Raw genomic sequence first — 21850 nt, forward strand, 5'->3', positions numbered from 1 at the left:
GGGTGATAAAGTGTTATTTATGATTAGCCTTGAGCATACACCTGAACAGTGCTTTGCAAGAGAAGAATATCAGGTTGAAGGTAAACAATGGGCAGAAGGGATGAGAAAATCGGCGGAGAAACTGGGTATAATTGTACATGGTGCGTATGTATGCACAACTGAACATGTCTACTACTTTATTCTCGAGTCTGATGATTTCAAATCAATTTCTGCCTTCTTAAGCCCTCCGATGCTAACACATCACATGGGAAAAATCTCTCCGATAATGACGATAGAAGATGCTTACCAACTGCCATTTATTGACAGATGAATTCAGTGTTGATATTCGTTTTGTATGAGTTTATATTGATTCATCATTTCCTTTTTTGACCTTATCCTTCCCACGGTGGCAGTGGTACCTTCATTTAGAACTTGTACTGAAAACAGCACGTGTCCGAATGAGACAGAACCACTACATCCGCTGAGGTGGTGCTCTTTCAGGCATTGTTAATTATAGTTATTAACCATTTGTTTGAAACTTATGGTATTAACATCACCATCTCATGAATGCGATTTTAGCATTCATAAGTTACAAACCATCGGTGTTTAACTATAAATAGAACAAAAACAAGAAATAAATTCATTTGGGAGGTTCTTTTAACAAAATATTGTCTAATTGGAATAGGGATTATTTGGAGCTAATTAGATGGTCTCAATTACAGTTCATTCATTTATGAAAACTTTTATCCGCTCACGTTCCAATTAGAAGTAGAAGTATTAAATATCGGGGGTTAATAATGAAAAGAGAAGTAATTGTTTTCATACTTCTGATCAGTGCATTTCTGGCAATAGGATGCACTGGACAGCAGCCTACGGCTCCGACTAACGAGACACCTGCAACTCCATTTAACTCAACGACTGGGGGCAAGGTTATTGAAGTATCCATTCAGAATTTTGCTTTTGAACCCAAGTCGGTTAAAATCTCTGTTGGGGATACGGTCAAGTGGACAAACCTTGATTCAGTATCTCATACCATAAAAAGTACAGATTTCACATCTGAAGTGCTCAAAAATGGTGGTTCGTTCAGTCATACCTTTACCCAGGTTGGAACTTATGACTACGAATGCTCAATTCATCCATCAATGAAAGGAGTTGTCATTGTAGAATAATTAGTCAGACATAGGAACAAGATGAGAAGAAATGGTCTGATATTGCAACGGCTCTGGTGGAGCTTGTTTAGAATTAGCCAGAGAATGCGAAGATATCCAGGGAGAGTGTTTGCAGTATTCGCTCACATTTGATTTAAGAAAATTACGATTAACACTTTACTTTTGGCTTTGGAGAATCCTCTACACAATAGACGAGTTGCTTAAAATACTCTTAAACCAATTGTAGAATATTTGCAATAAATATCTCTTTTTATCAGGTGATATCGGTTAGAATAGTATTTCTTCAGGGACTAAGACACAGATATTTATGTATGGAAGATAATGGAGGGTACGAGTGGATTTACAGCAAAATTGATATACTGCCTTTTAATGTTTACGGAGAATTATATGGTTCAGGAAAAGTACAATCCAGCTATAAATCTACTAAAGAAAATAAGTTACTTACTGCCAATTGTTATATTCTCGCTTTCTTTAATTACTCTACATAAGCAATTACATCATATTAGTTTAGAAGAAATTCACAGTGTTTTTTCACATATTTCTTCAGTTGATGTTTTTTTTGTGTTTGTTTTTACCTTTTTAAGTTATATTATGCTTATCTGTTATGACCTCTTAGCAATGCATTACATCGGTCACTGGATCCCTCTTGAAAAAACAGTTAAGTCTTCTTTCATAAGTACTTCCATTAGCTACAGTATCGGTTTCAACTTTTTGACAAGTGGATCTATTCGATACAGACTTTACTCTCTTTATGGCTTAACGCTTTTTGATGTTGGAAAAATAGTAACCTTCTGTAGTCTTACTTTTTGGATGGGTTTTTCTTTTATAGGAGGAATATTACTTATTTCTCATCCTCTTAACTTACCCGAATCAATATCTATACCTTCACTTTTTTTCAAGATAATCGGAGCTTTGTTGCTGTTGCTTTTGTTTGCTTACTTCTTCTTTTGTTTCAAGCAAAAAAGAATAAGAGTTAAAGAAACAGATCTGCATTTTCCAAATATCAAAATAGCAAGTTTACAACTTCTTGTCGCATCATTGGATTATATTTTTGTAGGATGTGTATTCTATTTTTTGCTTCCCCATTATGGGCATATTAGTTTTTTTTATGTGCTTACGATTTTAATGATATCCCAAATTATCGGTTTAATAAGTACAGTACCCGGAGGACTTGGAGTCTTTGAGGCCGTTATGCTTTTCATGCTAACCCCTTTCTTTCATTCTAACGATGTTATTGCCACTCTTGTTGTGTTTAGAACTGTGTACTATTTTGTTCCATTCATTATGGGTTTACTCCTTCTATCGCATAACGAACTCAATGTAAGAAATAAATTATTAATAAAGCTACATAAGAATACCGTTTCCAGAATATCTATCTTTACACCCCAGATATTTGCATTGTTAATATTCTTGGCAGGGATGGTTCTCCTTTTCTTTGAAGCTCTTCCACCTCAAATAGAAAACATGCGGCTAATAAATAGAATTATTCCATTGCCTTTGATAGAATCTTCAAGTCTATTAAGCAGCATCATAGGAGTACTCCTTTTAATTCTTGCAAAAAGTTTGTGGAAAAGAATAGATGGGGCATATTTGCTGTCGCTTATAGTCTTACTTTTAGGTAGTATATTTTCCATTCTGAAAGGCTCCAATTATATTGGAGTAATTATCCTATTTACCATATTTCTAACTTTGTTGCCTCAAAGAAAATATTTCTACCGAAAATCTTCTCTGCTTAATCAAACCTTCAGTAGAGATAATATCATTGTGATATCTTTTGTTGTTTTAAGCTTTATATGGTTTGGATTTTTTGTTCATAGGCATGCAGATTACTCAAGAGAAATGTTATGGCAATTCGGCATTGATTCGCATGCATCTCGATTTTTAAGATCCGCTGTAGCATCTATTTTCATGTTGTTCATTGTAGGTATATTAAAACTCCTTGGCAGTTCCAGTAAGGATCTAAAACTGCCAGATGAAGACGAAATTGATAATGCAAGAATAATAATTAGGAAAAGTAAGACTACAAGTGGAAACCTTGCATTACTTAAGGACAAATATTTGATATTCGATGCAGCAAAAGAATCATTTATAATGTATGGAATATCCGGAAAAAGCTGGATTTGCATGGGTGATCCAATCGGAAAGATTCATAACATTAAAGATTTAATTTGGGATTTCCATGAAATGGCAAACCTACACCAAGGTTGGACTGTGTTCTATGAAGTCAGCGAGAAGTATATTCCTTACTACCTAGATATCGGCCTGACGTTAATCAAGATTGGAGAGGAGGCAAGGGTTCAACTTTCTGAATTCAGTCTTGAAGGCAGTGCCGGAAAAGATTTCCGATATTCCGTAAAACGTATGGAAAAAGATGGCTTTAATTTTGAGATCATACCACCTGAACAAGTTTCAGCCCATGAAAAAGAACTTAGGGAAATATCTGATGCTTGGCTAAATCTAAAAAACACAAGTGAAAAGAAATTTTCAATGGGGTTCTTTGATATTAGATATTTGAGTAATTACTCACTTGCCATAGTAAAAAAAGAAGATAAAATAGTTTCTTTTGCAAATATATGGCTTGGAGCTGAAAAAGAAGAGATGACTATTGACTTAATGCGTTATGATCCTGCTATTGCACATCGAACAATGGAATATCTTTTCGTCAAACTTATGTTATGGGGCAAAGAGAGCGGTTATAGGTTTTTTTCTCTGGGGATGTCACCCCTTTCAGGCCTGGAAGACAGAAACCTTGCGCCTTTATGGACTAAAATCGGTTTAGCAATTTATAAGCACGGTGAATACCTTTATAACTTCAAAGGATTAAGGGCATACAAGGAAAGATTTCATCCAACTTGGGAACCCAGATATATAGCTTTTCCCAGTGGTTTCAAACAAGTGTCTGCCTTGAAGGATGTCGCAATTTTGATATCAGGTGGTACAAAAGAAATATTTTCAAAGTGATGCGATATTCTTAAGACTGATCGTATTACAGGGGGCAGTTATTAGAATTGATTAAAAGTTCTCCATTATCGGCGATTTAAAATAAGATTCTGTAGAAATCCTCGATATTCAAGCTATTAGCCAAGTTAACAATACTTTAAAATGAGCATTTCTACAAAACCTTTCTTTTTTATCCCATATTTTTGTCCTATCCGGCAAAATAGGATGCAATCAGTATTGTAAGTGTGATAATTGAAAAGAGCATATCTGACACCTTCAGAGATCTGTTATGTGTCTGGATGTTCCCGTTCTGTCCATATCCTCTGCACAGCATACTTATGTATGTTCTTTCTCCCTGTTCATAGGCCATTATGAAAATAGAACTGATGGTATATCCTATCTGTTCCAGTATCCACATACGGCGGACCTTTTTATTCCATAAGTTGAATAAACGGCATTTCTGAGCCGTACGGATACGTTTGAGCACGCTCCAGAACAAGAACAGATATCTCACCATCATGGTAAGCAGCAATGCTATTTCCTTTGGAATGCCCAGTTGTCTTGCGGCTCCCACGATATCGTGCATCTTCGTGGTGGAAGAAAGCAGTATTATGGCACTTACACATACAATGAACTTTGCCAGCAGTGTTACGCCAAAGGCCAGACCTTCATATGTCGCTGTAAGCCCCAGTGGCAGATCAAGCGGATATTCCGTAAAAGAATCAAAGAAAGGCTGTCTCACAAAAGGCTGGATCACGATTATCCCCAGCCCGAAGGGCAGCACTGCAAGGAAGCGGACGATGACATACACAGGGTTCAGCTTTGACAGAACCATCAGGATGATAAGGTAGGATTCTACAAAGACTAAACGCATCATATTGTTTTCATGTACCCTGGGCAGGCTTACAGTGAATATTATTATGAGGATAACTGCAAGAAGCTTTACACGGCCATCAAGGCGATGTACCGGACTATCTTTATACGCTTCTTTTTCAATATCTGTAAGCGTTATCTCCATGTAACTGCCTTCTTTTATTCTCTGGGTGTGTTCAACAACCTCAGTATCTCATCTCTGGCATCCATAGGTGTGACTTTTGTTTCCACATCAAGACCTTCAGCCTTGAGAAGTTCGAAAACTCCTGCTATCCTGGGCATTCTCAGATGTACATGTTCCAGCAGTCCCGGCTGCTTGAATATCTCTTTTGAAGTACCCTGTGCTTCGATCCTGCCATGGTGCATCAGGAAGACCCTGTCAGCAAAAAGCGGTACCATGTCCACATCGTGCGTTGACAGTATTATTGTGATACCAAGGTCATGGTTCATTTTCTCAATGACATTCATTATGTTTTCGGCACCCCTTGGATCAAGTCCGGCCGTAGGCTCATCCAGCACAATTACCTCTGGTCTCATCGCCAGGATACCGGCAATGGCAACACGCTTTTTCTGCCCTCCGCTAAGATGGTGAGGCGACCTGTCCTCCAGGCCTGCTATATTTACTAGTTCCAAAGCCTCTTTGACCCTCGAATCAACCTCCTTTTCGGAAAGCCCCATGTTCACAGGACCGAATGCTACATCCTGCTCCACAGTGGGTGCAAGGATCTGGTCATCAGGATTCTGGAATACAATGCCCACTGTCTGGCGCACATTAGAGATGTTCTTTTTCGATATTTTCTCCCCATGAACAAGTGCCTCACCTAAATTCGGCTTAAGGATACCGTTTAAGTGCTTGAACAATGTAGATTTCCCAGCACCGTTGGCTCCCAGGAACGCTACTTTTTCGCCAGGGTATATTTTCAGGTTTATATCCTTAAGTGCCTCTATCTTGCTGTTTCCATAGGAATAGGACAGATTCCTAAGCTCGATGATAGGTGTAGCGGATCTCATGTTGCCTTGTTTTAATGCTTCCTGCATGCGACTCGTTCTGTTTTATTATTATATTTGAGAGATCGGTATAGTATGAGAAATATTTGTTATCTTATTACTTTGAGCGTGATTGTTATGCAATAATAAACTACATATTTATATATGGTGGTGAACAGCAAAACCCGATAACTATTTTGAAATGCATGAACAGATATTGTTTTTATACAAGAGTTACCTTAAATATGCAACATCATGCAGGATATATCCATTCGTTCAGAAAACCACCCGCAGCCCTTGATAGATTTCAGGAATGTCACCGTTGCCCGCGATGGGCGAAAGATCCTTGATTCTGTTTCCCTCCAGATAGATGTAGGTGAGAACGTTGCTATCATTGGCCCCAATGGTTCTGGAAAATCTTCTCTTATCAAGACCATTACCCGGGAATACCGGCCACTGGCTAATTCTTCTGGTCTTGTATGCCGAATTATGGGGGAAGAAAGATGGGATGTGTTCGATCTCCAACGTTCATTGGGTATAGTTTCAGGAGACCTGCAACAGGAGTATACCCGGGATATTTGTGGCTACGAGGCAGTATTATCGGGTTTTTTCAGTAGTATTGGTGTTTACAGGAACCATCATATTACCTATGAGATGAGGTGTATAGTCAAGGCAGTAATGGATCTCCTGGAGGTATCTCATCTTCAGCACAAAATCATTTCCCATATGTCGACAGGCGAGGCACGAAGAATTCTTATAGCGAGAGCCCTGGTACATGATCCTCTGGCCCTGGTGTTGGATGAACCTGCCAATAGTCTTGATCTGCATAGTCTTCACAGGTTCAGGGAAGTGATGCGCAGAATCGCAGTTGCAGGAAAAAGCATAATCCTTGTGACACACAATCTTCAGGATATAATTCCGGAAATAGAAAGGGTCATACTTTTCAGAGATGGCAGAACCTTCATGGATGGACCAAAAGAGCAAATTCTGACCTCTTCCAATCTATCCATATTATTTGGATTACCGGTAGAGGTACAGAGCGCAGATGGGTATTACCGTGCCTGGTGTTGAAGCCCTTTTTGAGGGAATCTCTCGTTGATACCCATTTTTTTGTCGGGATTGTTACTGCTTTTTGGTATTTCTTTCTCCACTTTAAAAAAATAAGTCGCTGGTAAGATATGTGTGTTCACTTTATTTTTTAATTTCCTGGACCTTTCATATTTTCTTCGTGAAATGATCGCCTTTTTCTTCTGCTTTTCGGAATGATAATATATTGTAGATGTGAAATGGCTGCTATTCTCATCCGGTTTCAATGTGTAGGCAGGATCATGCAGTTCCCAGAACAGCTCTAGTAACTTATCATAGGAAATTATCTGTGGGTCGAAAATTATCTGCACGGCCTGTATCAGGTCTTTTCTTTCCTCTATCACTCTTTCAAACCGGGGATACTGAACTTCATCTCCTGTGTATCCTGTGGCTGTACTAATTATTCCTCTGGCCTTGTTACGAAACACTGCCTCTACTTTCCAGGTAGTTCCAAGAGCAAAGGTCGCGATCTCATGTTCATTAGTGGGGATATTTTCAAGTTTATTCATTTTTCTTCCCCCAGTTTTATCATTGTTTCTCAGGCTTTGTAATCCTCTTTAGGTGGTGTTAACTATTAAACACACAATTAATTATAAGAAATTAAATATAATAATATTTCTCTTTATCGACTCGAAAAGTGTATTTCAACATACAAACCTGCAAAAAAATATGCTGCATATTATGTTTGTATGCGCACTCGATAAAAATAAAGCACGGACAGTTTATTGAGCGCAAGTTTTCTTGTCTTTTTATTGTCCATTCGTTTCAGTAAATCAATAGTTGCTTAACTTATTTTTAAATAAGGTCTGCTTTCCTTAAATTATCATAGAGTTTCTTTATATATGAGAATGCACTTTCATACTCCATCCCAGATCTTTGTCAGGACTGGGGTGTAAATCCATAGGGGAGGTATACTCCATACCTCCTCACTTCCCTAAAGCAATTTGGCTGCTTTAAGGTGTGCATATATTCGTTGATCTCATAAGAAGGTTCTTTTTTCAGTGTCTTTATAGCCTGGATATAAGACCACCGGATATCATTACTTCAGTACGGCGTTCCTTGTCATTCTTTTTCAGAACAGGGAGGAAATTATGGCAGGTCCGAAGGCGGCTCCAAAACCTGCCCACTCCAAGGAAATTATTGCCCAGATCATCGCGATGGTCCTGGCTTGCCTTATGCTGTAATTCAAATCTTCTTAATAGTGGAAGGATGGTATTTTTTCGATCCCGGAATTATCCTGTGGACCTGCTTCTGATACTCTCTGTATTCGTTACCGAATTGTGCCGCCAGCCTTGATTCCCAGTGTAGAGACCCCAAATATAGGTATATGGTAGCTAAAAGGTATATGATGAGCAGATTGAGGGTCATAAAGGGAGTAAGCCAGATCATGACCAGCCCTGAGAGCAGAAAGGGATCCCTCACCCATTGGTAAATGCCCCGGATATCCAGGTGACCAGCTTCAAGAGTCTGCGGGGCAGACAGCTGTGCACGTATCTTGAACCTATGAGGTGCGTGCAGCAAAGCCAGGGGTGCAACGCCTGCAGCTATCAATTGTCCACCGACCATCACCCAGCGCCAGGGAGAAGGTATTATGTAGAGGAAAGGTCCCGGATATTTGTAAAGCAGATAGGCCAGGGGCAGCAAGGTTATCACTGCGATGAAACTGAATAGCGGCATGAACAATCTGTCTGCGCTGGGTCCTATGACCCGCATAAGGAAGCGCTTGAAGGGCAGGCTGGCCATAAGGCTGTGGACAGCTGCGAATACCGCCAGGCTAAGGATAAGAACTATCAGGGAAGAAACCAATTCAAAAACCTCCATTCTTATTTGGGTAGCTTCTATATAGTATATTTTAGTATTTATTACCTGACGATGCTGTCACGGTACTGATCTCTGCTTCGAGATTTTACAACGTCTTTCCACAATATCAAGCACTTTAGAGGAGTATTCATAAGCTTTTTCCGTTTCATCGGTTTTAGCATACAACGCTGCTAAAAGACCATACGAGTCGGTCAGTAAACTGAGCAGATCCTCGTCCTCAGGCTCTTTTTCAAGGATGCCGGTGTATATTTCCTCCAATTTTCCATATACTTTCTTTGCTTCTTCGATGCTTTCTTTAATTAGGCAGACTTTACCATACTGCTCTGCCATTTCATACAGCATTCTGGGAATATCTGGATCTTCGGGGTCTAATCTCATAATAGTCTCATATGCCATCATGATGTCGGTTACAAGAGTGATCTGCATTTCAGGTTTACCAATCATTGTATAAAAGTTAATGATATTTTCCATAGTGTTTGAATAATTTGTTAAGTATTCAATATCTTCCGGATTTTGGGCAATGAGCTTTGCATATACATCAGCTATCATCCCAAAGATTACTTCTTCTTTTTTAATTACACTCTCTACACCAGAAAAGCTATCCATTTCCTCAAGGATATTTACAATATTGTCAAGAGAATTTGTGAGAAGTCGCTGAGCATTAATGTCTTCTTGATTCTTTAAAAAAAGTTCAGATGCAATCGCAAAGGCTTTTTCATATGTATCTAAAGCTTCACTTGCTTGCTCATTTGCCTGAAACACATTCCCTTTTAGTAGCAAAGTTATGCATTCTAACTCAGGCTTATTTTTACCCTTTAATTTATCTTCCGCATTACTTAAAATTTTAAAAGCATGCTTGTAATTTTTCTTTTCAATTAGACTGGGAACAGATTGTACTGCCCGATCAACTGAATCTAAAACTTGCCTTGACATAAGAGTAGATTGGAATTAATAATTATATACGTTGTTAGTTCTGTTTACTCCTTAATTCTTGAATTTTAAAGAAAGAGTCAAATATTCGTATATGTCACACGTGGCAATTTTAAAACTTGCCTGGAAATCCTCCTGACCGCAAGCCACTAATATCAATATTATGTTCCATCTACCAAAAAGTCCTTCCCCTTTTAAAAATGATCCCTATGAAGTATCTTGTCCAGTTCGGTATTATTCTTGTTGTGTGCTTCCTGGGAGATCTCCTGCACAGCGCACTGGCTCTGCCCATACCAGGGAATGTGATGGGTATGCTGCTTTTGCTATTCTTCCTGCTGACAGGGATCATAAAGCTGCCTATGGTAGAGGATGTTAGCAATTTCATGCTGAAGCATCTATCTTTCTTTTTCGTGCCCGCAGCAGTGGGACTCATCACCTGCTTTTCGATACTTGAAGGAAAATGGGCAGCTCTTACATTCATATCCGTTGTTTCCACTGTTATCACTGCAGCTACCACAGGTATCACTGTCCAGATACTTATGAGAAGGAGGCACTCCGGTGAATGAATCAGCATTTACCGCTTTTGCAGGTTCGCCTCTGTTCGGCGTAGCCATATCCCTACTTACATTCCAGATCGGCAGCATGCTCTACAGAAGGACTGGATTGGTCGTCCTGAATCCTCTGGTACTGAGCATGCTAATGATCATTGCCTTTCTCGTGAGCTTCCAGATCAGTTTCGATGATTATAACAAAGGGGGACAGTTCATATCCTTCTTCCTGGGTCCAGCGACAGTAATTCTGGCTGTGCCCCTGTATAAGAAGATTCACTTGCTGAAGGCTAACATCCTGCCCATCCTTGCAGGGATCACCATCGGTTCTGTAACAGGTATTGTGAGTATAATTGGCATGTGCAGGATCTTCGGCCTTGACGAGCTGGTAAGCGTATCCATGATCCCCAAATCCATTACAACACCCATTGGCATAGAGCTCTCGAACCAGCTTGGTGGCCTTCCGTCCATTACAGTAGCAGGCATAGTCTTTACGGGCATATCAGGCGTGCTGTTGGGTCCCATGATATGCAGACTGTTCAGAATAGATGACAGGATAGCAGTGGGAATTGCTATCGGCACATCATCCCATGCTCTGGGAACCACCAAGGCGGTCGAGTTGGGGGAGACAGAAGGAGCCATGAGCGGCCTTGCCATAGGTATCGCCGGCCTTATTACTGTCTTCCTCGCTCCTCTGATTGCGAAGATATTAATGTGAAGAGCTTACAGTACAGGTTTGTACAATGTGGTATGCTACAGTGATGAACTTTATTTTTCCATTGCTTTTTTTCTCATATCCTGCGGGAACTTTTCAATGGCATATCTCAAAGAAGTTCTTGGCATGACCTTTTTGTTTTTCATTATGTATTCGAATATCTCCTGTTGATGAGCCTTACCCGCTTCTTTGAGCATCCAGCCATAACCTTTGCGCACAAGGTCATCTTCATCCATGAGCAAACTGTCCGCTATTTCCAGAACATCGTCCAGGAATTTGCCATTCCTTGCAGGCAATACAAGAGTTACCGCTGCAGCTCTTCTGAACCATCTGTTCTCAGACCAGGTCCATTCTTTAACCCGTGGAAGGTACTGCGGATACGATTCTATAAAAAATGCAACCGAATGATTGCATAATGTGTCACATTTCGCCCAGTTGTTAACATATTTTCCTATCCATCCTTCAAATATCTCAAAATCCTCTGGCTCGTAATACTCCCGCATACGATAGACACATTCAAAAGCAATTGCCGATTCTTCTAACATATCTGATTCCAGCAGCTCTTCAGATAATGAAAAGATAGTCTGCTTTTGCTCGTTCTTGATCAGTTTGAAGTACTTGTCAGCTATCTTCAGGACAGTTGCTGCTTTTACACCATAGCAGTTTATATATTCCTTAAAAAAACGGGCAGACGTTTCTTTTGTTTTTTCATTTGCGTTGCGGGCCAGTTCCGCCCTTATTTCAGATATAAGGTCCTCATACATTTCTTATCAAACCTAGATTATTTTTTAAATAATGTAGAAAAGAGAGTACAAAATATATTAACTGTTTATGGGTTAACTGTTAGAGGGCTTTACTGATAAGCAGTTCCACCGCTCTCTACCTCTCTTTTTTCATCGGAATTAGCTGCATACTGTGCATAGGCTTCAGCTGCTTTTTCATAGAGGTTCATGCAGCTTCTGGAAGTTGTGGGCTTTATTCTGGCAATAGCTTTCCTGAAATGGGTCATGGAGATCCTGATCTCATTTGCTAGTACCTTCATTTCCTCTTTTGTCATACCTGGCAGGATCACCGATCTTAAGGCCAGCATGGACGCTTCCCTACAGATAGCTTCGATATCCGCACCCACGTAGCCTTCTGTCATATCCGCAAGCAAATTAAGGTCCACATCCTCTGCGAGAGGTTTTCCCAGAATATGTATCTCAAATATCTTTCTGCGGCCTTCTTTCTCAGGTGGTTTCACGTAGATGAGCCTGTCAAACCGTCCTGGGCGTAACAAGGCCGGATCGATGATGTCCGGCCTGTTGGTGGCAGCTATGACCACAACATCCTTCAGTTCTTCCACTCCATCTATTTCGGTGAGGATCTGGCTCACCACTCGCTCCGTCACATGTGCATCGGTACTGGCTCCCCTTTCTGGTGCCATGGCATCTATCTCATCGAAGAATATCACTGTAGGTGCAGCTTGCTTTGCTTTCCTGAAGGTTTCACGCACCGCTTTCTCGGATTCTCCCACATATTTGCTCAATAGCTCGGGGCCTTTAATGCTGATGAAATTAGCTTCGCTCTCACTTGCAACTGCCTTTGCCAGCATGGTCTTACCAGTTCCAGGCGGCCCGAAAAGCAATATACCTCTGGGAGGTGTGGTATTGACAGCTTCGAACATCTCCGGGTATTTCAGAGGCCATTCCACCGCTTCGATGAGTTCCTGTTTTGCCGTTTCCAGTCCACCGATGTCGTCCCAGCGCACGTGGGCGACCTCTACGAACACCTCCCTCATGGCTGAAGGCTCTATGTTCTTGAAAGCTGAATCAAAATCAGCTCTTGTGACCACAAGGCTATCCATGACCTCCTGAGGTATATCATCCTCAATGCGCATCTCAGGCAGCATCCTGCGCAGAGCGTGCATGGCTGCTTCCTTACACAGGGATGAGAGGTCCGCTCCCACATAACCATGTGTCACCGCTGCTATCTGTTCCAGGTCAATGTCATTTTCAATGGGCATTCCTCTTGTATGCACGTACAGGATCTGCAGCCTGCCATTACGGTCAGGGATGCCTACTTCGATCTCCCTGTCAAATCTGCCGCCTCTGCGCAGTGCAGGGTCTATGGAGTTGGGACGGTTGGTTGCAGCTATAACGATGACTCTTCCCCGGGATCTCAGACCATCCATGAGTGATAGCAGCTGGGCCACAACCCTGCGTTCTACCTCTCCCATCACTTCATCTCTTTTTGGGGCAATAGAATCTATCTCGTCGATGAATATTATTGAAGGGGCATCCTTCTTTGCATCCTCGAACATCTGACGGAGCTTCTGTTCACTTTCTCCATAATATTTAGATACGATCTCAGGACCGCTGATGGATATGAAATTAGCATCTGTTTCACTGGCAACTGCCCTGGCTATCATGGTCTTGCCAGTGCCTGGCTGGCCATACAGCAGCACACCTTTCGGAGGATCTATGCCAAGTTTCTGGAATATTTCAGGATGTTTCAGGGGAAGTTCTATCATCTCCCTTACCATTCCCAGCTCGCGTTTGAGGCCGCCTATGTCCTCATATGTTATGTGATCTCTGGTCGTAGCTTCTTCAAGAGGCTTTTCCCGAAGCACTATCTGAGTGTTACGGGTAACTATCACAGGCCCCGGAGGTTTGGTGGCCAGCACGGCAAATGTAAGAGGATTGTTTACGGTCTCTACTCGAACCCTTTCTCCTTTAGAGAGTGGTCTGCCCTCTATTATCCTCAGGATAAAACGAGATCCTCCTACAAGCTGGACTGGCTGGGTGGGCGCAAGTGTGACACTTTCAGCTTCATGTGCTGATATCTTTGTTATGGTTACCTGATCGTCCAGACCAATCCTCGCATTGTATCGCAGATTGCCATCTATACGGACTATTCCCTTACCGGTATCATCAACATAACCCGGCCAGACGATAGCGTAGCATTTATCCTTCCCCCTTATTTCTATGATATCCCCGCTTGTAGTTCCCAATCGTTGCATCAGATCTTTTTCCAGACGAGCAATGCCTCTGCCTGCATCCCTGGGATATGCCTGTGCCACCTGTACGATGATCTCTTCGGACATTTTTGAACCGCCAGTTTAAGGACTAGTGTCTGTGAACTACCCCGCCCTGCTTTCTTCGAAAGCGAGGACGGAGCTTCCTTCGAGTACTTCTTTCATTTGGCTTCGATTCTGTGAATCTCAATTCCATCGAGAAGCCTGTAGTGTCGAAGGTTACCAACAAATTGTTGATAGCCTGTCCACAAGGCATTTTGTGATAGGAAACGTTTCATGATATTGATAGCACTATTGCGATCTCTATCCATTACGTTACCACAATCACATACCATATTTCTTTTCGAAAGAGGCATATCATGTAATTTTCCACAATTATGACATGCTTTCGAAGTATAACTCTCATCGATTCTTATTATTTTCTTACCTCTAAGCTCTGCTTTGTAGGTCAAGAATCCGATGAATCTTGATAGATAACCCTGATTTTGAGTAGATCTGTTTATAGATCGTTTCTTTTTACCAGTCACTTTTTTAGATTGTGCCATGTTTTTCACATTGAGATCGCCAACAATTATAGTATTAGCTTTGGTATTTTCAATCATCTTTTTAGAAAGCCTGTGTTGGAAATCTTTTATCTGATGTGATTTTTTTGCTTCCATTTTTTGATATCTATTATGTAACCGGTTCCATCGTTTACTGTCTTTTTTACAGTGATCTCTTCTAGACTTTATCGAATCGATTTTAGCATTCCAGTATTGATCGGAACGCGGTGTTTTAATCTCAAAGAATTTTCCTTGAGTATTCACGGCTGTCACTATTTTTGTTATTCCAAGATCTATGGCTTGATACAATCCATTATCAACATATTCTTTTTCGGGTGGGATTTCATAAGTTACAGAAACAAAAAACTCACCCCTTGCTTTGTATGGATCATCGTTGTAGATTTCTATCTGTTTGATTGGCAACAAATCAATAGCTGCTCCTATTTCGAATGCTAATGGGATTTTATTTACTTTATGCGAAAAACTGAGTTTACCATCCTTAGTTTTAAATCCACTTTGATTGTAAACCAATGTCATAAGATACTTCCTGCTTCGGAACTTTGGCGGTCTTGCAGACTTATCACCCTTCTTGCACAAAGCAAAGAATGATTTATAGTTAGCATCGAGCTTTTTTATAGTGGATTGTAGCACTTTAGAATAGACCATATTATACTGAGAATATTGTTTTTTAAGTTCAGGAAGCTGGTTCTGTTGTTCTACATATTTTACACTTCTATGTTCTTCCTTCCACTTTTCTCGTCTTTCAGCTAATGCGAAGTTGTAGACAAGTCTACACTTTTCGGACAATTTCCAAAGAACATCAACTTGTTCCTCAGTTGGATGTATTTTGATCTTCTTCGTCAGTTGCATGTTTCCCTTGATTGTCTACATATTGTTTAAGTACGTCCAGTGTAACTTGGCCAGTTGTTGCTATGAAATAAGATCTTGACCAAAATGTATCTTTCCATAGCATTGTTTTTATGCCTGGGTAATTCTTTCTGATCTCTCTCGATGTAATGGTTTTGATTGTATTGATGTATTTAGGTAAATTCAGAGTTGGTTTTGTGGTAAACAATAAATGGAAGTGATCTTTGTCACATTCGATGTTAACAATGTCTACCTCAAAGGTATCACTTATTTGACGTATTTTCATCTTTAGGAAGTCTACGATATTTTGATTGTCAAGAACTTTTCTTCGATATTTGACACATTGCACAAAATGATAGTGCAGTGAGTATACAGAATGACTTGCTTTATCGAGATCATACAGCATAGTTATCAATTATAATATGTAACTATGATTGCAAATACTTATTTGTGTTATGTTGCAGTAGGCACGCATTCATCTCCCACCTGCCAGTTTACGACTGGCGAGGAAGGAGACTTCTGCTGTAGAAGTTAAAGAGAAATATGCTATTCGAGTTAATATTCATAAAGTAAGTATTCATATTCAAAATAATAGGTCAACATTTAAAACATTATATGGTAAACGCTTTTTATGCCACTATCCACTGTTTATCTATATTTGGCTGTTTTGTTTTCTTTAGCACTGCTTAACGCAGAACAAAAAGTTTATATGGCATTGCTCAGTACACAATCGTACATTATAGCTTAAATAAGAACATTATCTCAAATAGAGATTTAAGACAGGAATCAAAATGTGTGCAGACCTAATGCAATGTGATATTTGGAAAGATTATACAGCGCCTTCTCCGGAGAAGCAGCTTCAGAAATTCCGGTCCCTGCTGGAATATGTTGCGGCTAACAGTCCTTTCTACAAACAGAAGTTCTCAAAAGAAAATGTAGACATAGGAGCCATTAAAAGTCTTGAAGATATCGGCACCCTTCCTTTTACATACAAGGAAGAACTGAGGGAGGGCTATCCCCTTGGTCTGCAGGCAGCGCCTGAAGAGAAAGTGGTGCGCATTCATTCCTCCTCCGGAACTACAGGTAAACCGGTTATTATTCCCTACACACAAAAAGATGTGGATCACTGGGCAGATATGATGAAAAGGTGCTATGAACTTGCAGGTATGACTAATAAGGACAGGATACAGATCACTCCCGGTTACGGTCTGTGGACCGCAGGCATTGGTTTTCAGCTTGGTGCTGAAAAGCTGGGTGGCATGGCAGTACCTATGGGTCCGGGAAATACTGAAAAACAATTGCAGATGCTCATGGATCTACATTGTACTGCTATTGCAAGCACTTCTTCCTATGCCCTGCTGCTGGCAGAGGAAATTAATAGAAGGGGCATAAGAGATAAAATCCATCTTAAGAAAGGTATCATAGGTTCAGAAAGGTGGAGCCGGAAGATGCGTGTCCGCATTGAGGAAGAGCTGGGTCTGGAAAGCTTTGATATATATGGCCTGACGGAAATATACGGTCCCGGCATTGCACAGGACTGTCACCTGCATGATGGTCTGCATTACTGGTCAGACCTTTTATACTTTGAGATAATCGATCCTGTAACAGGTGAAATACTACCGGATGGAGAGATGGGTGAACTTGTTGTGACAACCCTGTCAAAGGAAGGTGCTCCTCTTATACGTTACAGGACAAGGGACCTTACACGTATAATTCCGGGACACTGTACTTGCGGATGTCCTTTTCCCCGCATTGACAGAATATTAGGTCGTACAGATGACAGGATCAAATTAAAAGGGGTTAATGTCTACCCTGGACAGATCGAAGACATTACTCACAGACTGGATGGTGTCAGCAGCGAGTACCAGCTCCTGCTGTCCCGCGATGGTGGCAAGGAATCCATGCTTTTCCGTGTGGAGGTGGATAATGCCCAGGACCCTTGCTGCAGGCAGACAAAAGAAAAAGCCATCAGAAAAGCTTTTCGTGATCTCATTGGTATCTCCGTAGATGTGGAATGTCTGAACATCGGAGATCTGCCGCGCAGTGAGAAAAAAAGTAAACGGGTGATAGATACAAGGGATGTATAGTTTTTTAAGGATATAGATTTGATCAGATCCGGCAAATTTTTTTGTTCTCAATATCGGTATATATTCATCCCGCTCTACAAAATTTGCCCCCCTCCCGTTTAACGGAAGCGGACAGACAATTGGATGTTTGCACTGGGATCTTAAGCTGAAAAAGATGCATTAGAAAGATGAGCTATGAGTGCTCAAAAACCTCAGACCTTTGATGAGGTGCTGGTTTCCAGGCACTGGATAGTACAGTACATCTTGTCACGTGCACACTTACGCAAAACATGCATCTTGCGGCCACACTTCTGACAGTTTACAGTTACATATTCCATATCTTTTTCTCCATTTGCGCTTTATTTCCAGTAATCGGGCACACGTTTTGATCTTTTGGATATTTGAAGCCTATGACTTCACGGTTGATCCACACTTTTTTTCTGTTGTTCTTATTATGTACCTTTTATGAATTGGTATATTAATATTTCTATAGTTTTATATATAATTGTTTTTGTTATGATGAGTTGTGCTTGTACCTATAAAGAGTGGTGTGCAGGCAGACGCCTGCGTGTACCTGTATATACTCAGTCTGTTGAATTCACAAACCTTCTTTATCGTACTATTTTTGAAATGTCCATTTCTAGGATATCTTCAGCACCAAGTGCCTTGAGCCTGGGGATCAGCAGGTTAACTTCGTTCTTACTGACAACGGTCTCTACTGCATAGTAATCGGATTTATACAACTGAGAAACTGTAGGTCTCTTCATGGATGGGAGGAAATCGATGATCGCATCCAGTTTATCACATGGGACGTTCATATCAAGGAGCACTTTTCCCCGTGCTTCTATGACAGAGAGCAGTAAAGTCCTGATTTCCTCTATCTCCCGTCTTTTAAGAGGGTCTTGCCAGCTTTTCTTGTTAGCTATGAGCTTTGTAGAGGATTCCATAATCTGATCAACTATCTTAAGCCCATTCCTGCGTAAGGTGGAACCTGTTTCCGTGAGATCGACCACCACGTCCATGAGGTCAGGTACCTTTGCTTCTGTGGCACCATAGGAAAAATGGATCTCCACAGGGATGTTCAGATCATCAAAGAACTTCTGTGTCATTTTCGGATATTCAGTAGAGACTCTGCTACCCGGTTTAATGTCCTTTGCACTCCGTATGTCACTTTCCTGAGGTACTGCTATGACTATCTTGACATTGCCTGAACCCTGTTTACTATAGGGCAGATCAGCAACTTCCACAACATCAGAGCTGGATTCTGTTACCCAGTCAAGCCCTGAGATACCCAGATCAAAGTATCCATCATGTACATAGCGCGGGATTTCCTGTGGGCGCAGGATCTTGACCTTTTTTATCCTGGGGTCATTGATGGTAGGATTGTATTGCCTGTCAGTCTTCTTTATTTCAAGGTCTGCCTGCTTAAAGAGCAGAAGTGTCTGTTCTTCCAGACTACCTTTTGGAATAGCTATTTCGATCAATGTGCCAACCTTTCCGTATGTTTCGGTTTAATATGGCATGCAATTATTATCTGGGGTATAAAGCATATTCGATTGGAAAAAAGCAAAATGATTTATCTGTGTTAGAATTTATGTTGGGTCCCATTCAATTGCACTGAAGACAGACAATTGGTTTATATACACCCTATTCAATGAAGAAAGCATGATAGAGGACATTCTCATACCTTTTCTGCTAGTGGGCCTTGCAGAGCTTGGGGATAAAACACAGCTCGCTGTCCTTGTGCTGTCCACAAAGACAAAGCAGTATGGTCCCCTGCTTTCCGGGGTTATGCTTGCTTTTGTGCTGACCGATGGCATAGCTATTGTCCTTGGCGATTTTATCGCTTCTGTTGTACCCCTGGATTATGTGAAACTATTTGCAGGTCTCCTTTTTGTGATATTTGGTATCCTGATGCTTTACAACAGGAATAAGGATGAGGATGAAGGATCATATGAACTGAAAAGTCCTTTTGTATCGGGTTTTTCCCTGATACTTGTTTCTGAGATGGGTGATAAAACACAGTTAGCTGCGGCTCTGTTTGCTACCCAGTATGATCCCGTGATGGTATTTATAGGTGTGATCCTTGCTTTGTTGCTATTGTCTGCAATGGCTATCTATGTTGGCAAGAAGCTTATGGAAAAGATCAATAAGCATACTATTTCCACAGCTGCTGGGATTCTTTTCATTCTGATAGGGATCACTTTCTTTTTCTGAGTTCAAATAAAAGGCTGTTCATTCTTAAGCCTTAATTACTATGAACTCTTATCTTTCTGAGAAGGGAGTACTATGGCCAAACTACAGATCATGAAATGCAGGGACCTTGGATTCAATGATGATTTCATTGTTATAGAACAAGATCGCGAAATCGCAAAGAAGAAGATGATGGATCACATATTGGAGAAGCATAAGGCAGAGTTTGAAATCCTGTCTGAAATGCACCAGGAAGAGATCCGTGCAAAAATGGATTTTCTGCTGACGCGAGGTTGTGGCTGCGGGGTCAAAGAGCTCTGATGTTGTTGGGTTCAGCAAATAAACCTCTTTATCTGGACATCATTGAACATGATCCAGTTTCTTAAATAAAGGTTTCTCAGTTCATTTTTTTAAAATTTTTGCCTGTCTTCATTACATTTATATCCGATGTAGCTTTCTATGTATCGGAGAGAGGAAGGGCGGCCTCCGGGTCTATGATCTGAGGAAAGTCTCCCCACCGTCTGAACACACGAACACCTGTGAAGGGTGTCTGGCGAGAGCCAGGGCTCTGGCACAGAAACGATACCAAGCCATGCCAATGCAATGATACCGTAAGGTTGAGGTCGTATGGAATGTGGATGGAACGGCGAATCCTCGTGGGTGCAAGTCAGAAGTAGGGATAAGCGGTGTTCAGAACGCCCCCGAAGTTAACGACGCTTAGCCGAATGCCGCAGCTGCAAATGCCACAGGCTGTCTTTTTAGTGCCATGCACTTAAGGGATCTTTGCAGTAACAGAAGGGAGCTTACTCTCCTCACTCCTTTGCAGTTTTAAACATGCTCTCAACTATTTTAAGCAGTGTTACGGGTGTTCTCAGCACAGACCTTTTTATGTATTCCCTGTAACCATAAACTCCCTTTCCTGTAAGTACATACATTTTAAAAAGTTCAGGGTCCTTATCGAACAGGTAAAATATCTTCTCTATATGTTCATGGAAAGCATTTCCAAATTTAAAAGCGGTATGTAAATCGTTATTAAATAGTGAATCACATCTCTTCCTGTAAGAGGAAAGGTCAGTACCAGTATAGATAGCTTCAGCTGCCACTTCACCTGCAGTTACTCCGCTTGCAACTGCATAATATATGCCCTCACCCAAAAAAGGGTCCACAAAACCTGCAGCATCTCCTACAAGAAGCACTTTTTCCCCATAGGTGTTCCTGTTCATACCACCTACAGGTACCCTGTGTATGAACCTGTGATCAATATGTGCAGCGAGGTCTACTCCCTTTTCCTTAGAAAGGAAGGATATGAATTCATCAAAAGCCTGTGCAGGTTTCATATTACTAGGTTTCCACAGGCCTATGCCCACGGACATTATGTTCCCTTTCGGGAATACCCATCCATATCCCCGGCTTTTAAGGAAATATGCCTCTATCAGTTCTTTATCAAGGATACATCTCTCTGCATCTTCCGAACTTAGTGCTATCTCTGTCTCGATGCATATTCCATACCCTTGCGGTTCCCATTTTTTTCTCAGACCTGTTTCTCTGGCAACAGTGCTGTTCACACCATCTGCTCCGATCAATATTTTTGCAGCGTGCTCTCCTTTTGTTGTTACAACATGTACTCGTTCATCTGTTATGTTAACCGAGATTACCTTCTCCCCGGTATTTATGACAGCTCCACTGTTCTGTGCCTGTTTTAATAGAAAATGGTCAAAAGAATCGCGGAAAACAAGTATTGATGCCGCTTCTTTAATCTTTTGTGATGACTGCCTCATAGCAGGTGAATGTATGGTAGCCCCGTAACACATATATTGGGGCTTTACATCATCTATAGGGCCAATGAGCTTTAATGCTTTCCAGGATACTGCACCCCCACAGGCTTTATAGCGTGGTACTTCTTCCTTTTCCAGAAGGAGCACTCGCAGCCCCTTCTCAGCACATGTCCGTGCAGCCATTGCACCACCTGGTCCGCCACCGACAACTATGACATCATGATCCATACTTTTCACCTGTTCATTGCCTGTATGATGTTTTCAGGCATAAAGTTAAATCAAGAGAATCTTTCTAAATATATGTATTTTTCTGCAGGTCACGGATGATATGAAATATGACTTT

Annotated in this window: 21 protein-coding genes and 1 other RNA gene; 10 read left to right on the forward strand and 12 right to left on the reverse strand. The window is 41.1% G+C overall.

Annotated elements, in window-relative coordinates:
* Window positions 1-19 precede the first annotated feature (19 nt).
* The 3 genes from METHO_RS02535 (at window position 20) to mprF (ending at window position 4109) form a co-directional block, all read left to right on the forward strand.
* Complete coding sequence (locus METHO_RS02535) at window positions 20-310, forward strand: hypothetical protein (RefSeq protein WP_394296206.1); 291 nt, start codon at window positions 20-22, stop codon at window positions 308-310.
* A gap of 466 nt (window positions 311-776) precedes the next feature.
* Window positions 777-1148: a cupredoxin domain-containing protein gene (locus METHO_RS02540; protein WP_015323956.1), complete on the forward strand. Its 372-nt coding sequence runs from the start codon at window positions 777-779 to the stop codon at window positions 1146-1148.
* A 387-nt stretch (window positions 1149-1535) separates the two neighbouring features.
* Window positions 1536-4109: a bifunctional lysylphosphatidylglycerol flippase/synthetase MprF gene (mprF, locus tag METHO_RS02545; RefSeq protein WP_015323957.1), complete on the forward strand. Its 2574-nt coding sequence runs from the start codon at window positions 1536-1538 to the stop codon at window positions 4107-4109.
* A 187-nt stretch (window positions 4110-4296) separates the two neighbouring features.
* Here the strand turns inward: mprF and cbiQ are convergent, their stop codons facing one another.
* The gene (cbiQ, locus tag METHO_RS02550; protein ID WP_015323958.1) at window positions 4297-5106 is read right to left on the reverse strand and encodes a cobalt ECF transporter T component CbiQ; all 810 of its coding nucleotides are present in this window, start codon (window positions 5104-5106) and stop codon (window positions 4297-4299) included.
* Window positions 5107-5120: 14 nt separating this feature from the next.
* A complete protein-coding gene (locus METHO_RS02555; RefSeq protein WP_015323959.1) occupies window positions 5121-5999 on the reverse strand; it encodes an energy-coupling factor ABC transporter ATP-binding protein in 879 nt (292 codons plus the stop codon).
* 246 nt (window positions 6000-6245) lie between these two features.
* Between METHO_RS02555 and METHO_RS02560 the strand changes: the two genes are divergently transcribed.
* On the forward strand, window positions 6246-7019 hold the full coding sequence (locus METHO_RS02560) for an ABC transporter ATP-binding protein (protein WP_342664110.1): 774 nt from the start codon (window positions 6246-6248) through the stop codon (window positions 7017-7019).
* On the opposite strand, the gene METHO_RS02565 is transcribed toward METHO_RS02560, so the two are convergent.
* The 3 genes from METHO_RS02565 to METHO_RS02575 all read right to left on the reverse strand — a co-directional run bounded on the left by METHO_RS02565 (window position 7001) and on the right by METHO_RS02575 (window position 9788).
* Complete coding sequence (locus METHO_RS02565; RefSeq protein ID WP_015323961.1) at window positions 7001-7543, reverse strand: peptide-methionine (S)-S-oxide reductase; 543 nt, start codon at window positions 7541-7543, stop codon at window positions 7001-7003. The two genes, METHO_RS02560 and METHO_RS02565, sit on opposite strands and share 19 nt — an antisense overlap.
* Before the next feature lie 676 nt (window positions 7544-8219).
* Complete coding sequence (locus tag METHO_RS02570; RefSeq protein ID WP_245546323.1) at window positions 8220-8855, reverse strand: methyltransferase family protein; 636 nt, start codon at window positions 8853-8855, stop codon at window positions 8220-8222.
* A gap of 57 nt (window positions 8856-8912) precedes the next feature.
* Entirely contained in the window at window positions 8913-9788 is an 876-nt protein-coding gene (locus METHO_RS02575; protein ID WP_015323963.1) for a hypothetical protein, read from the reverse strand.
* Window positions 9789-9904: 116 nt separating this feature from the next.
* On the opposite strand from METHO_RS02575, the gene METHO_RS02580 reads away from it, so the two are divergent.
* Together METHO_RS02580 and METHO_RS02585 are read left to right on the forward strand one after the other, a co-directional pair.
* Complete coding sequence (locus tag METHO_RS02580) at window positions 9905-10351, forward strand: CidA/LrgA family protein (protein ID WP_245546324.1); 447 nt, start codon at window positions 9905-9907, stop codon at window positions 10349-10351.
* Window positions 10344-11051: an LrgB family protein gene (locus tag METHO_RS02585; RefSeq protein WP_015323965.1), complete on the forward strand. Its 708-nt coding sequence runs from the start codon at window positions 10344-10346 to the stop codon at window positions 11049-11051. Before METHO_RS02580 ends, METHO_RS02585 begins: the two co-directional genes overlap by 8 nt.
* Before the next feature lie 50 nt (window positions 11052-11101).
* Here METHO_RS02585 and METHO_RS02590 read toward each other — a convergent pair whose 3' ends face one another.
* The 4 genes from METHO_RS02590 to tnpA all read right to left on the reverse strand — a co-directional run bounded on the left by METHO_RS02590 (window position 11102) and on the right by tnpA (window position 15879).
* Window positions 11102-11812, reverse strand: coding sequence for a DNA alkylation repair protein (locus METHO_RS02590; protein ID WP_015323966.1), 711 nt, complete (start codon window positions 11810-11812; stop codon window positions 11102-11104).
* Window positions 11813-11901: 89 nt separating this feature from the next.
* Window positions 11902-14133 (reverse strand): CDC48 family AAA ATPase, encoded by a 2232-nt coding sequence (locus tag METHO_RS02595; RefSeq protein WP_015323967.1) that lies wholly within the window; start codon window positions 14131-14133, stop codon window positions 11902-11904.
* Between the two features lie 92 nt (window positions 14134-14225).
* Window positions 14226-15476, reverse strand: a complete 1251-nt coding sequence (locus tag METHO_RS02600) for an RNA-guided endonuclease InsQ/TnpB family protein (RefSeq protein WP_015323968.1) — start codon at window positions 15474-15476, stop codon at window positions 14226-14228.
* Window positions 15439-15879: an IS200/IS605 family transposase gene (gene tnpA, locus METHO_RS02605; protein WP_015323969.1), complete on the reverse strand. Its 441-nt coding sequence runs from the start codon at window positions 15877-15879 to the stop codon at window positions 15439-15441. Before tnpA ends, METHO_RS02600 begins: the two co-directional genes overlap by 38 nt.
* 385 nt (window positions 15880-16264) lie before the next feature.
* Here tnpA and METHO_RS02610 point away from each other — a divergent pair, with 385 nt between their 5' ends.
* Window positions 16265-17560, forward strand: coding sequence for a phenylacetate--CoA ligase family protein (locus tag METHO_RS02610; RefSeq protein WP_015323970.1), 1296 nt, complete (start codon window positions 16265-16267; stop codon window positions 17558-17560).
* Window positions 17561-17751: 191 nt separating this feature from the next.
* Here the strand turns inward: METHO_RS02610 and METHO_RS14215 are convergent, their stop codons facing one another.
* On the reverse strand, window positions 17752-17877 hold the full coding sequence (locus METHO_RS14215; protein ID WP_281162789.1) for a hypothetical protein: 126 nt from the start codon (window positions 17875-17877) through the stop codon (window positions 17752-17754).
* 273 nt (window positions 17878-18150) lie between these two features.
* On the reverse strand, window positions 18151-19023 hold the full coding sequence (hisG, locus tag METHO_RS02615) for an ATP phosphoribosyltransferase (RefSeq protein ID WP_015323971.1): 873 nt from the start codon (window positions 19021-19023) through the stop codon (window positions 18151-18153).
* Between the two features lie 181 nt (window positions 19024-19204).
* On the opposite strand from hisG, the gene METHO_RS02620 reads away from it, so the two are divergent.
* From METHO_RS02620 to rnpB, 3 genes are all read left to right on the forward strand, one after another.
* Window positions 19205-19756, forward strand: coding sequence for a TMEM165/GDT1 family protein (locus METHO_RS02620; protein WP_015323972.1), 552 nt, complete (start codon window positions 19205-19207; stop codon window positions 19754-19756).
* Window positions 19757-19828: 72 nt separating this feature from the next.
* Complete coding sequence (locus METHO_RS02625) at window positions 19829-20053, forward strand: hypothetical protein (protein WP_015323973.1); 225 nt, start codon at window positions 19829-19831, stop codon at window positions 20051-20053.
* 146 nt (window positions 20054-20199) lie between these two features.
* An RNA gene (rnpB, locus tag METHO_RS13165) (RNase P RNA component) lies at window positions 20200-20550 on the forward strand.
* On the opposite strand, the gene METHO_RS02630 is transcribed toward rnpB, so the two are convergent.
* A complete protein-coding gene (locus METHO_RS02630) occupies window positions 20545-21735 on the reverse strand; it encodes an NAD(P)/FAD-dependent oxidoreductase (RefSeq protein WP_015323974.1) in 1191 nt (396 codons plus the stop codon). The two genes, rnpB and METHO_RS02630, sit on opposite strands and share 6 nt — an antisense overlap.
* Window positions 21736-21850: the final 115 nt, after the last annotated feature.

Origin of the sequence: Methanomethylovorans hollandica DSM 15978 (assembly GCF_000328665.1) — an archaeon.
GTDB classification, from domain to species: domain Archaea; phylum Halobacteriota; class Methanosarcinia; order Methanosarcinales; family Methanosarcinaceae; genus Methanomethylovorans; species Methanomethylovorans hollandica.